This is a genomic window from Macrococcus sp. 19Msa1099, assembly GCA_019357535.2.
In the GTDB taxonomy this organism is placed as follows: Bacteria; Bacillota; Bacilli; order Staphylococcales; family Staphylococcaceae; genus Macrococcoides; species Macrococcoides psychrotolerans.
In genome coordinates this window covers 1,095,244-1,109,122 of record CP079955.1, presented here as the reverse complement: position 1 = coordinate 1,109,122, position 13,879 = coordinate 1,095,244, and the positions used below count along the sequence as shown (strand labels likewise).

General features: G+C 35.6%; 13 protein-coding genes and 1 other RNA gene. 12 read left to right on the top strand and 2 right to left on the bottom strand.

Going from position 1 to position 13,879, the window contains the following annotated elements:
• Nucleotide 1 precedes the first annotated feature (1 nt).
• The 7 genes from KYI10_05615 (at nucleotide 2) to KYI10_05585 (ending at nucleotide 7,865) form a co-directional block, all read left to right on the top strand.
• Entirely contained in the window at nucleotides 2-1,228 is a 1,227-nt protein-coding gene (locus KYI10_05615) for a CCA tRNA nucleotidyltransferase (GenBank protein ID QYA31874.2), read from the top strand.
• Nucleotides 1,215-2,180, top strand: a complete 966-nt coding sequence (locus tag KYI10_05610; GenBank protein ID QYA31873.1) for a biotin--[acetyl-CoA-carboxylase] ligase — start codon at nucleotides 1,215-1,217, stop codon at nucleotides 2,178-2,180. The genes KYI10_05615 and KYI10_05610 overlap by 14 nt, the downstream gene beginning before the upstream one ends.
• Nucleotides 2,181-2,189: 9 nt before the next feature.
• The gene (locus KYI10_05605) at nucleotides 2,190-4,742 is read left to right on the top strand and encodes a helicase C-terminal domain-containing protein (GenBank protein ID QYA31872.1); all 2,553 of its coding nucleotides are present in this window, start codon (nucleotides 2,190-2,192) and stop codon (nucleotides 4,740-4,742) included.
• 73 nt (nucleotides 4,743-4,815) lie between these two features.
• A complete protein-coding gene (gene asnS, locus KYI10_05600) occupies nucleotides 4,816-6,111 on the top strand; it encodes an asparagine--tRNA ligase (protein ID QYA31871.1) in 1,296 nt (431 codons plus the stop codon).
• 128 nt (nucleotides 6,112-6,239) lie between these two features.
• A complete protein-coding gene (locus KYI10_05595) occupies nucleotides 6,240-6,914 on the top strand; it encodes a DnaD domain protein (GenBank protein QYA31870.1) in 675 nt (224 codons plus the stop codon).
• A complete protein-coding gene (gene nth, locus KYI10_05590) occupies nucleotides 6,904-7,557 on the top strand; it encodes an endonuclease III (GenBank protein ID QYA31869.1) in 654 nt (217 codons plus the stop codon). Before KYI10_05595 ends, nth begins: the two co-directional genes overlap by 11 nt.
• Nucleotides 7,554-7,865: a YpoC family protein gene (locus KYI10_05585; protein QYA31868.1), complete on the top strand. Its 312-nt coding sequence runs from the start codon at nucleotides 7,554-7,556 to the stop codon at nucleotides 7,863-7,865. Before nth ends, KYI10_05585 begins: the two co-directional genes overlap by 4 nt.
• A 77-nt stretch (nucleotides 7,866-7,942) precedes the next feature.
• Here the strand turns inward: KYI10_05585 and KYI10_05580 are convergent, their stop codons facing one another.
• Together KYI10_05580 and recU are read right to left on the bottom strand one after the other, a co-directional pair.
• On the bottom strand, nucleotides 7,943-10,291 hold the full coding sequence (locus tag KYI10_05580; GenBank protein ID QYA31867.1) for a transglycosylase domain-containing protein: 2,349 nt from the start codon (nucleotides 10,289-10,291) through the stop codon (nucleotides 7,943-7,945).
• Nucleotides 10,292-10,312: 21 nt separating this feature from the next.
• On the bottom strand, nucleotides 10,313-10,918 hold the full coding sequence (gene recU / locus KYI10_05575) for a Holliday junction resolvase RecU (protein QYA31866.1): 606 nt from the start codon (nucleotides 10,916-10,918) through the stop codon (nucleotides 10,313-10,315).
• Between the two features lie 77 nt (nucleotides 10,919-10,995).
• On the opposite strand from recU, the gene KYI10_05570 reads away from it, so the two are divergent.
• The 5 genes from KYI10_05570 (at nucleotide 10,996) to KYI10_05550 (ending at nucleotide 13,867) form a co-directional block, all read left to right on the top strand.
• Nucleotides 10,996-11,331, top strand: coding sequence for a DUF1798 family protein (locus KYI10_05570; protein ID QYA31865.1), 336 nt, complete (start codon nucleotides 10,996-10,998; stop codon nucleotides 11,329-11,331).
• The gene (locus tag KYI10_05565) at nucleotides 11,328-11,879 is read left to right on the top strand and encodes a DUF1273 domain-containing protein (protein QYA31864.1); all 552 of its coding nucleotides are present in this window, start codon (nucleotides 11,328-11,330) and stop codon (nucleotides 11,877-11,879) included. Before KYI10_05570 ends, KYI10_05565 begins: the two co-directional genes overlap by 4 nt.
• Nucleotides 11,880-11,889: 10 nt before the next feature.
• Nucleotides 11,890-12,204 carry a cell division regulator GpsB gene (gene gpsB / locus KYI10_05560; GenBank protein QYA31863.1) on the top strand — a complete coding sequence of 105 codons (315 nt, stop codon included), beginning with the start codon at nucleotides 11,890-11,892 and terminating at the stop codon, nucleotides 12,202-12,204.
• A 49-nt stretch (nucleotides 12,205-12,253) separates the two neighbouring features.
• An RNA gene (rnpB, locus tag KYI10_05555) (RNase P RNA component class B) lies at nucleotides 12,254-12,621 on the top strand.
• Between the two features lie 127 nt (nucleotides 12,622-12,748).
• Entirely contained in the window at nucleotides 12,749-13,867 is a 1,119-nt protein-coding gene (locus KYI10_05550) for a class I SAM-dependent RNA methyltransferase (GenBank protein QYA31862.1), read from the top strand.
• Nucleotides 13,868-13,879 lie beyond the last annotated feature (12 nt).

The following is a 13,879-nucleotide window of genomic DNA, read 5'->3' as shown; positions in this document are numbered from 1 at the left end:
GATGCAGATCAAGAATATGATAAAGGCATTACAGCCACATGAGCAGCATCGATTTAAGTGCGCATTCGGTATCATCGAAACTTTAGAATCATATGGATACAAAGGCTATATCGTTGGCGGTGCTATTAGAAATCTATTAATGGGTATCCCAGTCAATGATATCGATATTACCACTGACTGTCTTCCAGAGCAGATGATACGTATCTTCGAACGCACAATTCCTGTCGGGATTGAACATGGAACAGTTATAGTACTTGTTGACGACTTCCCATTTGAGGTGACAACGTTCAGAGAGGATGGCGAATATAAGGATCACCGAAGGCCAGACTCCGTAAACTTTGTAACGTCATTGAAAATAGACCTGGAACGAAGAGATTTTACTGTCAATGCGATTGCAGCAGACAAATATCAACTTTATGATTATTTTGACGGAACAAAACATATCGAAGACCAATTAATTCAAGCGGTTGGTAATTCTGCATTAAGATTTGAAGAAGATGCATTGCGGATTATACGTGCTTTAAGATTTATGAGCGTATTAGATTTTAAAATTGAGCAAGAAACTTTAGAAAATATGAAGGAAAGCGCACAATATCTTGAGTCTGTATCAATTGAAAGAATAATAATAGAGTTATGTAAACTTTTATCAGGGGTAAATGTAACAAGATCATTAAAGTTATTTTTTGAACTTGGAATTAATCGCTATATTCCGTTTTTTAAAGACATGAAGCCTTATATCGTTACCCAGCCGGTACTACTTTATGAATACATCTCAAGTTACATATTTCTTCATGATCAGACACTTTCACAGACACTTCCGCAACTGAAGTTGTCAAATGCTGAAAAGAAAAATATTAAACAGACAATAACGCTACTGCATCATTTGGTAGAAGGTGATAGAACAATCGAATATCTACTTTATCATTTTGGATTAGATTTCTTGAAACATACACTGAGTCTTGCAAGGACGGTTAATATTGAAAATCTTCATATTAACTATAAGTCTTATGATGAGAAGTCACTTTCTGAAATATACGACGGGCTACCCATTCATTCGAGAGAGAGTCTTGCAATCAATGGTACAATACTAATGGAATATTATAAAAGAAAAGGTGGTCCGTGGATAAAAGATATCCTGAGCATCACCGAGAATGCGGTTTTACACAACGAGGTGCAGAATACAAAAAATACTTTGCTGGAATGGATTGATTGTAATGTCGAAATATGAAAATGATATCGTTAAAATGTTGCTCGAGTCGAATACTTCTGTGTCAGGACAAAAGATTGCTGAACAATTAAATATATCACGAACTGCTGTATGGAAAGCGATTGACCAACTAAAGGACAGAGGATATAAGGTTGAATCTATCAGTAATAAAGGTTATCTGCTTGTTGCTTTTCCAAAACAGTGGGACAGTCATCTTCTCAGTAGCATATTAGAAAGGTCTTCATTATTTAATAAAGGATATATTTTTGAAGAACTTAAGTCTACTCAGGATGAAGCAGAAAAGATTGCTTTGTTAGAATCACAGCCTTTTATAGTGATTAGTGAGAAGCAGACGGAGGGTAGAGGTCGTTTTAAACGTCATTGGTCATCGCAGCCCAATACAGGGTTATGGATGAGTATCGTATTACAGCCTGACATCAGTTTGCAGAAACTAACAACATTTAATCTATTTATCGCACTTGCGCTCGCTAAAACAGTTGGATACTATCATCCAGATGTTAAAATAAAATGGCCCAATGATATTTATCTGAATGAAAAGAAATTAAGTGGATTCTTAACAGAAATTAAAGGGAGCCAGGATAATATCACTCAAATTATTTGTGGTATTGGTGTTAATTTAAATACCCAGCGCACTGATTTCCCGAATGAACTTGAATCAACTGCTACTAGTTTACATATTGAAACAGGTGATAATATTGATAGATATGAATTCCTTGAAAGACTAATACTGAATGTTGAGAAATATTATTATTTGTTCTTAACAGGAACATTTAGTGAAATCAAAGATGAATATGAATCATATGCCTTAATATTTGACCGAACATTAAAGTATACTGAAGGAAGTCGTGTAATTATTGGTCAAGCCGAGTCCTTGAATAATGATGGCACATTGAACGTAAAATCAGCAGAGGGTGATATGCATCGATTTATCAGTGCTGATATTGAATTGTAGGTGAAATTTATGAATAGAAAGTATGCCGTTGTCGATATTGAGACGACAGGAAATAATCTGGATAGTGATGAAATTATCCAAGTGGGTATTGCAATCGTTCAAAATAAAAAAATAATAGAGACATATGATACGTTTATTGCTTGTAATAACGAAATACCGGCCTTTATACAGTCTCTCACCAAAATTGACGCCATCGACCTTGTAGATGCACCAAACTTTAGTCATGTCGCATCACATATTATCAAACTTCTAGATGGCTGTGTGTTTGTTGCTCATAATGTACAGTTTGATCTAAGGTTCCTACAGAAGTACTTCAGTGAATCGGGACATAAATTTCAGCCCCGTTATATCATTGATACGGTTGATTGGTTTAAGATTGTCTATCCATCGCTAGAGCGATACCAATTGAAATCTATTGCTGATGATCTTGGAATTAAGTTAAGCAGTGCACATCGTGCAATCGATGATGCAATCGCAACTGCAGAAGTATTTATTGAAAGTATAAAAAAAGTTGCGACTTTCCCTTCGGATACGATCAAGATGCTCTATCAATTCGCTAAACGAATGCGTTATTCAAGTGATGAACTTTTGTTCGAAATCTTAGTTTCACAAACACAAGCGCATCATTATGAATGCTGGAATGGACTCTACTACAATAAAGCAACAAAAAAGAATCCAAGTTTATATCCATTCGAAGAAGAATATCGCACCTATTTTAAACGTGCGATCAGTCAGCTGGGATATACATTTCGAGAGAAGCAGTGTGAGCTTTCTGAGCACATATACAGACAATTACGTGAAGACAGCGTTCTGACGATTGAAGCCGATCTTGGTGGTGGTAAGACTATAAGTTATTTACTGGCAGCTGTTTATTATTTAAGTACCTATAGGAAGTCGCTATTAATTTCTACATCTACGATTTTTCTGCAGAATCAACTCATTGATGAAGATTTAAGACGAATTGAACATGCATTGAAGATAAAAGTGCCTTTTCAGATTATCAAGAGTAGGCGCCATTACTTATCGTTAGAATTTGTATCGTTTATTCTAGATGATCAGAAAGAGAATCATGATATTCTTCTTTTAAAGATGCAGCTTATTGTATACCTGCTGGAACCACATGGTGGAGATATTGATCGACTGAATTTAAATGGCGGGAGAAAAATTTATTTTGAATTGATGACTTCCATGTTCGATAGCGCTCAGCATCAACATTTTTCGTATGAGGATTCTAGTGAAACATTGCATATCGGTATAACGAACCATGCGCATCTTTTAAGTAGAAGAAAAGATAATATATTTAATCATTATGAACACCTTATTGTTGATGAAGCTCATCAGCTCTTGGATTATGCATTAAACAATTCTTATGATGCACTGAATTATCAAACAATCAAATATATTATTGGACAGACGATAAAGTCGGTTCCAGATAATACTTCTAACACTTTGGATACGCTTGTAGATATGGATTTTGAAATTAGCCAGCTCAATCATAAAATTGATGATATGTTTGACCATCTTCTGGAGAATTATTCCTCTAAATCCGTGGTAAAGGTAAAAGTAGAAGAGAATGATGATATATATATATTATTCAAAGAGATTCATTCGATGATTAATGTTTTGCTTTCATATGAAATGGATGTGTCTATACGAACGAGATTAGAGACCGTACAGCAATATTTCTTATCGGTATGGATACAGATAAAGGTCTATAAAGAATTGTATATTCATATGAAGAATAATAGTAAATCGGGAATGTCACTTATAAGTAAATCTATTAAATTAAATGAAATATTAACCAACAGAATCTTTGACCGTTTTACATCAAAGGTCTTTGTATCAGGTACGATGCAGACATTGTCGTTTCTAGAGCAATTCCATCCATCGCTAGACCATTTTTACAAGTATGAAAATACCTTTTCTAAATATAAGGCAACACTCTTTGTACCATCAGATATTCAGAACTACCACTATATGAAACAGGACCAGTATATTGAGTCATGTCTGCAATATATTCATTATTATCTTGAGAATATGTCTTCCAAAGTATTGATTCTGATGAATAGTTATCGTCAGATCGAGATACTAAGAAGTTATCTTGTAGAGCTGTATGATCCATCGTTAATTATTACTCAGACATCAGATGTTAATACATCGAAGTTAAATGAACAGTTTAATACGCTTGACAATGGAATATTCTTAGCAACGCAGACTTTCTATGAAGGAGTAGACTTTAAGTATGATGGATTTAAGACAGTGATGATTATTTCATTACCATTTATGCACCCAGATGATCTGAATATTATGCTGATGCGAGATGAAGTGAATGATGTATTTATGGATTATCAGCTACCTGGTGCTGTAAATAAGCTGCATCAGGCAACAGGACGCTTAATTCGTAATGAACAGGATAGAGGTATGCTTATCTGTTTTGATCGTAGGCTACTTGAAGGACGTTATGCAAACTACTTTAGTCATGTTCTAAAGTCCTTTCATGTCAAATCCGGAACAATTGAAGACTTTACAGAAATTATCGAACAAATTAATCAAGAAAAGTAATGCACACCCCTTATCTTTCATGCAGATAATTGGTAAACTATAATTATAATAACAATGAAATGGAGAATTTTTTATGACGAAGATTACAATTAATCAATCACCTAATTACGTGGGTCAAACAGTTACGATTGGTGCATGGATCTTAAACAAGCGCTCTAGTGGTAAAATTGCCTTTTTACAGCTACGTGATGGTACAGGATTTATGCAGGCAGTTGTTGTTAAAGAATCCATTGGTGAAGATTTATTTAAAGTAGCCAAAGGTATTACACAGGAATCATCACTATTCATTACTGGTGTGATTAAAGAAGATGAACGTTCTGACTTTGGGTTTGAAATGGAAGTAACCGATCTCGAAGTTATTCATGAAGCGGTAGATTATCCCATTACACCTAAAGCGCATGGTACAGATTTCTTAATGGATCATAGACATCTTTGGTTGCGTTCTAAACGCCAGCATGCCGTTATGAAAATTAGAAATGAAATTATTAGAGCGACGTATGAATTTTTTAATGAACAAGGATTTACAAAGATTGATCCACCAATACTAACTGGTTCAGCACCAGAAGGTACGAGCGAACTTTTCCATACGAAATATTTTGATGAAGATGCATTCTTATCTCAAAGCGGCCAGCTTTATATGGAAGCAGCAGCGATGGCACATGGAAAAGTATTCTCTTTCGGACCAACATTCAGAGCTGAGAAATCTAAGACGCGTCGCCACTTAATTGAATTCTGGATGATTGAGCCAGAGATGGCATTCTATAGACATGAAGATAGTCTGGAAGTGCAAGAGCAATATGTTACACACCTTGTAAAATCAGTACTTAAAAATTGTCAGTTGGATTTAAAGATTCTAGGACGCGATACAACAAAATTAGAACAAATTACGACACCGTTCCCAAGAATAACATACACAGACGCAATCAAATTCCTAAAAGAACAAGGATTCGATGATATCGAATGGGGGGATGATTTCGGTGCACCTCATGAGACTGCAATTGCCAATCATTATGATAAACCAGTCTTCATCATCAATTATCCAACAAGTATCAAGCCGTTCTATATGCAGCCGAACCCGGAAGAAGAGGGTACTGTTAAATGTGCAGATATGATTGCTCCTGAAGGTTATGGTGAAATCATCGGAGGTTCGGAACGTATCGATGATCTTGAGCTATTACAACAACGTATTAAAGAACATGGTTTAGATCCAGAAGCCTATAGCTATTATACAGATTTAAGAAAGTATGGTAGCGTACCGCATTCAGGTTTCGGATTAGGTCTTGAACGTACAGTTGCATGGTTATCAGGAGTAGAGCATGTTAGAGAAACAAGTCCGTTCCCTCGTCTGTTGAACCGTCTCTACCCATAATTATTTCTATCCATTAAGTTAAATGAGAATCCGAACAATGTTTGAAAATGTTTATATTTTCTAGATTGTTCGGATTTTAATGTACAGCTAGCAATTATTAATATAAACAGTTGAAAGGAGCATGCATTATGGAACTGTTTAAAAAACCGGTGATCATACCACATCAGCTATTTAAATATTATCCGTTGTTAAACATTAGCGAAACTGAGTTGATGGTAATATTGAAAATTATAGAATTATCAGATGACCAACAGCTTCCCTCTTTTGAAATGCTTGCAGAACAGATGAGTATCAATCAAAATGAAATCATGCTGATTATCCAGAATTTAATTAGTAAAGATCTATTAAAGATAACCGTCGTTAAAGACAATCACGCACAGTTTAATGAAATTTTTGATTTTTCTTCCCTGGAAGAACAGTTAGATCGACTTCTAAAAAAACAAGCTAGAGTCGCAGATCAGCACAATAATCAATTGAATTTTGAGAAGGTGTTTGAACGTTTTGAAACGACATTCGGTAGACCGTTGACACCACTTGAAATTCAGACGATCAATCATTGGCTAGATAAAGATAACCATCATCTGGATCTAATCAATGAAGCATTAAATGAGGCATCTGTGCATAATAAACTAAGTATAAAGTATATCGATAGAATTCTGTTAAACTGGAAAAAGAAAAATGTTAAAAGTGTCGTGGATTCAAAAGAAGTAAGTAAACAGTTTAAGCAGAAAAATTTGGTAAAGCAAGTGCCAGATATTCCTGTATTTGACTGGGTAAATGGGGAGAGTCCTTATGATAAGTAAGAAAAAGACATTAGAAATGTTAGATATTATAGATGAGATGTTTCCGGATGCTGAATGTGAACTTGTGCATGACAATCCATTTGAACTAACGATTGCTGTGCTGCTATCTGCTCAATGTACGGACGTATTAGTGAACAAAGTGACAAAATCTTTGTTTCAGAAGTATAAGACTCCGGAAGATTATTTATCAGTTTCAATTGAAGAACTAATGGATGATATACGCTCAATAGGACTATATAAAAATAAGGCTAAAAATATTCAGGCATTATGTCGGATTCTAATTGATCGATATGAGGGTCAAGTTCCACAGTCTCATAGTGCGCTCGTTGAACTTCCAGGAGTAGGGCAGAAAACTGCAAACGTTGTCGTTTCTGTTGCATTTGGTATTCCCGCGCTTGCAGTAGATACACATGTAGAGCGTGTTTCAAAAAGACTTGGCATTTGCAGATGGAAAGATAATGTAAAACAAGTAGAAGCGACACTGACGAAACACATTCCGATGGAGCGATGGAATAAGACACATCATCAGCTGATTTTCTTTGGGCGTTATCATTGTACCGCACGTAATCCGAAGTGCCTTGAATGTCCATTATTACAGATGTGCAGAGAGGGCCGTAAAAGACATAAGGTGATAGTCCAATGAAAGAAGAACTGATTGAACTTGAAGCATCGATTGACGAAGCAATTAAGAACAGAAAAATGAAACAGAAGGAAAATCAGCAAAAAATTGATCGCTATTACCTATTGCTTATTAACATTTTGAATGAAATAAATGAAATTGATAGTACAGAAAGACAGTTAGATTATAACAAGAAACCTTTAAACTTCCATGACCGAATTGAATACTTTGAATCTCATAAATATCAGTATATGGGATATGAACAAATTAAAACGATGATGAAAGAAGTTTTAAAATTAAAGGCAGTCCATGATTTGAAGAAGAAAAAATAAAAAGAAGCCCTTATTTCATTCAATTAACAGCGTTGAAATGAAATAAGGGCTTCAATGTATAATATATTCGTTTTTAATTACGGTTCACTTGTAGCAGGCTGTGTTGCACGTTCAGTTGTTGCCGGTTGCGTTGCCGGTTCGGTTGTTGCTCGCTCAGTCGTAGCGGGTTGTGTAGTCGGACGTTCAGTTGCTGCTTCTTGTGTAGTCGGACGTTCAGTTGTCGGGCGTTCAGTCGTAGCACGTTCAGTCGTCGCACGTTCAGTTGTCGGACGTTCAGTCGTCGTACTTTCTACTGTACGAGCTTCAGTTGTGTTGGGTTCACGTGTCGTATTATAGTTCGTGTCATTTTGATAAGTATTTGTAGAAGCTGCCCGAGAATTATCCCGAACAGCATCATTTGTATTATTTGGTTTTACATTACTTGTATATCCATTATCTGATTGTCCTTTAACCTGTAGAAAGCCACCATATTTCTCCACAGAAGAAGGCATTTCAAAATCTTGACCATCAATTGGACTGATTTCACTCATGACTTGTCTGAAAAGTTCTTTTGGGAGCGATTGTTCTTCAGGACCTACAAAAGAATTCTCACCATATTGTGCCATTTGTGTGAAGCCCATCCACACAGACATCGTATATTGTGGTGAATACCCTACAATCCAAACATCTTTTGCTGCACTATCAGGTAAATTATATTTTTTGTAAGTTTCATCGCCATAAGTTCCTGTTCCTGTCTTCGCAGCAAGATTTAAACCAGGGATCTGACTACCGTAAGCAGTACCATATGGTTCAAATGTCCCTTTTAACATATCAGTAATCATATATGCTGTATAATCTTCCATTGCTTTTCTAGAATTAAAATCAAATTTTATAGTTTCATTATCTTGCGTTTCAATCTTTCGAATCGCATGAGATTCATTATATGTTCCGCCATTACCGAACGCAGCATATGCACTGGCCATCTGTAAAGGAGTAAACTCCGAAGATGATCCCCCTAGTGCCTCTGAAGGACCGAGATCGTTAGATGGATAATTTAATCCTAAGTTCTTTGCAAATTTATATGAGGCGTCATTTCCTGCCTCAGACTGTACCGCCTGGAATATCTTTAATGCGGGTATATTTAAACTTCGTCTTATTGCATCTCTCATTGTAACATTACCATGATTCTGAGAGTCATAGTTCTTAAATTTAATGCCGTGAATATCATATTCAGCTTCATCCTGAATTCTGTGTCCTGTTGACCATTGTTCGTTCTCGATTATAGGTCCATAGCTTAAAAACGGTTTAATTGTTGAACCAACTGGATGTACATCTGTAGCTAAATTTCTATCGACAACATCTGTATAGTTTCTTCCGCCACTAATTGCAATCAGGGCACCTGTTTTCGTATCAACGATAGAAGAAGCAGCCTGATGATATTTATTCTTGTAGATGTTCATGTTATCAGTGTTATTCTGAAGTGATAATTGCACATTATTATCCATGGTAGTATAGATAGATAAACCACTTGTTAATATATCTTGTAAATCTTTACCCTCAAATTCTTTATTCTTCTTAATTTCTTGTTTTATCACGTTAATATAAGATGCATAATCCGGATCATTTTCTTCAAGGTTCTGTCTTTGTGCGGCTGTGCGCTGCACTAAAGTTTGCGAAAGGTCTGTATTTTGTGCATCTTCCATTTCAGCCTTTGTTATTCTTCCATGACGGTTCATCAAATATAGAACAGTATCCTTGCGCTTTTCAGCAGCCTCTGGATTATCATATATATTATAGGTGTTAGGAATCTGAGGTAGACCGGCAAGATATGCTGATTCAGCGAGTGAAAGCTGATTTAAATCTTTATTAAAATAATATTTTGCAGCTGTTTTTACGCCGTAGATACCATCAGAATAATAAATTTTATTAAGGTACATTTCAAATATTTCATCTTTACTGTATTCTTGTTCTAATCTGTAGGAAAGATACGCTTCCTGAGCTTTTCTTTCGATAGATTTTTTATCTGTCAGAAAGGATCGTTTAACAACTTGCTGTGTTAAAGTAGACGCACCCTGTGACCCGAAACCTCCGGAGACGTTTTTAAATATTGCACCAGATAACCTTTTGAAATCGATAGCACCATGCTCATAAAAACGATTGTCTTCAGTTGCGAGTACAGCATTCTTTACTTGGTCAGGAATGTCTTTAAACTTGACCTGTTCTCGTTTTTGTCCCATTTGTAGAACGGTGACTAAGTTATCATCCTTGTCGTAAATTTTTGTAGGAAGCTGATCACGAAGCGATGCTTCATTAAACTTTGGTGCTTTGTATGCATAATATAGGAAAAGAAGCATCCCACAAATAAAAAGTGCAGCAAATAAAAGAAATATGCCGCCTGCAATTTGTAGAATTAACTTTTTTATATTACGTTTCTTCTTTCTAGCCATTAAAATTTCCTCACTCTCGATTTATTCATTAAAATATATGTAATCTATAACTTTTAAATAGTCGATTCTAGGCTGATATTTTTTTTCCACATGATAACCGTATTTTTTTATGTCATTCATAGGGATGGATTTCTTCTTCTCATTCTTATACAGGTCCCAATACTTTAAAAATGGTTCGATTGGAAGTAAGAAAACTTCTTCATGAAATGAAAAATAAAATAATATAAAACATATAGCGCCATGTTTTGAAACCTGCTGCATATGCTCTACTTGATGTTCATGTATATTATTTAACGGAAAACTAGTTTTATTTTGCGTTGCTTTTGCTTCAAAGTCAATATATTTACCTCTATAAATACCATTGTAATCAGTTGTAGAGGCTTTTCTGAAATATGCTTCTTTTATTACGGCCCGAGAACGTTTTGGATAATCTACATCAACAATCTGTATCGGCGTTGGTTTCTTATGGATAACTGCGATATCCTGCTTCAAATAATATTGATTGGCATGGTCGATTGCTTCTTCAAAACGCATTCCTCTTTTTCCATATTCTATTTTACTATGATTATTTGTTGTTGTAACTAGTGCTTTAGACGTATTTCGCTTGCCATTTGGGTAATTGACCATATAGATTCATCCTATTTGTGAAGATAATAAATATAATATACAATGAGTGTATCATAAAACTGATGAGGAGCCATTAAATGTTACAACAATGTATTGAAAGTTTAATGAATGATATCATTAGAATAGAGCATTATTTTAAAGCTTCTAAAGATGGGCAGCAATTTAATTTTGTTATGGATGTTCAACCTTTTACAGAAAAAGTTGATAAGCATCTTTCTATGCTTGAAAATTATAAAGTACAAGTCATCAGTCTACCTTTAATGAATGAAAAGAAATATCAGCTAATGGTTGCCCATATTAAAGAATTATCTGTAAGTTGTTTCTTTAGTAAGACGAGTAAGAAAGTTTTTATTGATCAGTTTAAGGCTGTAAAACATGAACTCCATTATTTGAATCGAATGATAAATACATGAAATCTATCTATATAACGGGTTATAAACCATACGAACTCAATATATTTAATAACAAGCAACCTGAAGTGCGTTACATTAAATTATTTCTTCAGCAGAAACTTAAAGAATATATCGAAGATGGATTGGAATGGGTCATCATAGAAGGTCAGCTCGGTGTTGAACTGTGGGCAGCTGAAGTTGTTATTCGTCTAAAGAAAATGTATGATGTTAAATTGAGTATCATCACACCGTTTCTGGAGCATCATAGCAAATGGAATGAAGAGAACCAGCTTTATTACAATCAGATTTGTGCGCGTGCTGATTTTATAACCTCTGCACACAACGATGTCTATAGAGGTGGATTTCAATTTAGGAATACAGATCAGTTTGTGCTTGATAACACTGAAGGTACAATGCTTTTCTATGATGATGAACATGAGGCTAGCCCAAAATTTTTCAAGCAGACACTGATTGATTTTGCGGCAGAAAATCAATATAATATTGATGTTGTGACGTTGGAGGATTTATCAGATTTTGTAAATGAATATATGAGAGCAAAAGAATATTAGGAGTGAGCATATGGCGGATATTACATTGAAATTATCAGCAAAGGATATATACGAAAAAGAATTTGAACGTACCGCGTTCAGAGGATTTAAGCCAGAAGACGTGGACAGTTTTCTGGATGATGTCATTGAAGATTATCAGAAGATGGCAGATATGAATCAGCAGCTTCTAAAATTAAATGATGAGAATGTTAAATTAAAACGTGAAATTGAAGACTTAAGAATGAGACTTGCTACTGGTAGAAGCGAGAACACTGTATCTACTACAAATAATTTTGATCTATTAAAGAGAATATCTAATTTAGAGAAAGCAGTCTTTGGTAAATAGTATGGTGAAATCAATAGAGTCATGCTATAATAAATAGAATTATTAAAGATATCTCGGATAATCGCTATATTTATTTATAGAGGAAAGTCCATGCTCACACATGCCTGAGATGGCTGTAGTGATCGTGCCTGGTGAAACAATAAGCCAGGGCATTAATTTGACGGCAACGAACGAACCTAAGTCTATGATATGGTTTTAGTAGTTTGAAAGTGCCACAGTGACGTAGCTTCTTTAGAAATAAAGAAGGTGGAACGCGGTAAACCCCTCGAGTGAGCAATCCAAATTTGGTAGGAGCACTTTTCTAGCGGAAATGAACGTATAGAAGAGGTATGAAAGTACAGACAGATGATTATCACCGGCGTACGAGAGTAACTAGGCTCGCTAGCAGTACTATGGGACAGAACATGGCTTATAGAGATATCTTTCTAGTTTAAGCTCTCCAATATGGAGGGCTTTTTTTATTGAATACATCAATGGTAAAATGAAGTGAATCAAATTTACAATAAAAACACAATAAAAATATTATGTAAACAAGGAGTAGATTATGTATCAATTATTAGCAACAACCCCTATGGGAATGGAAGCTGTCGCAGCGAAAGAGGTTCAGGCATTAGGATATGAAACAATGACTGAAAATGGTAGAGTACTATATCAAGGTGATGCACGTGCAATTGTAAAATCTAACCTTTGGCTCAGAAGTGCGGATAGAGTGAAGTTAGTAGTAGGACGTTTTTATGCCACGACATTTGAACAGCTTTTCGATAAGACGAAGGATATTCCGTGGGAAAATTTCATTTCTGAAAATGGACAGTTTCCTGTGCAGGGCCGTAGTCTTAAATCCAAGCTATTTAGCGTGCCTGATTGTCAGGCGATTGTAAAAAAAGCGATTGTCGAGCGTTTGAAAAAAGCACATAACAAGCAAGGATGGCTTTCAGAAAGTGGTGCTTTATACAAAGTAGAGGTCGCAATTTTAAAGGATGAAGTATTGCTGACAATCGATACATCAGGAGCAGGTCTGCATAAACGCGGATATCGTCTTGCTCAAGGTGAAGCGCCGATGAAAGAAACTTTGGCGGCCGCACTTGTATTATTATCTAACTGGAAAGGGGAAACACCATTTATCGATCCATTCTGTGGTTCAGGTACCATTGCGATAGAAGCTGCAATGATCGCTCAAAATATCGCACCTGGATTCAATCGTGACTTCGTAAGTGAGGACTGGGATATCATTCCTGAAGGTATGTATGATGAAGAGCGAGTTAAAGCAGAAGAAGTTGCTGAATATGATAAAGAAATATCGATTACAGCAAGTGATATAGATCCGAATATGGTTGAAATTGCCCGTAACAATGCGATTGAAGTAGGGTTTGGAGATATTATTGAATTCAAGCAGATGAATGTCCATGACCTTACTCTAAATGGTGAGAAAGGTGCAATAGTAGGTAATCCACCTTATGGAGAGCGTATCGGTGAAAGAGCAGAGGTAGAAGCGATGTACAGTTATCTAGGGGAACTGATCGAAAAGAATCCTAAATGGTCGTTGTATATATTAACTAGTTTGAAGACATTTGAAGTATTAGTAGGTAAGAAGGCGACAAAACGCCGCAAGTTGTTCAATGGATATATTGAATGTACCTATTATCAATATTGGGGCGAGAGATAAAAGGATTTGAAA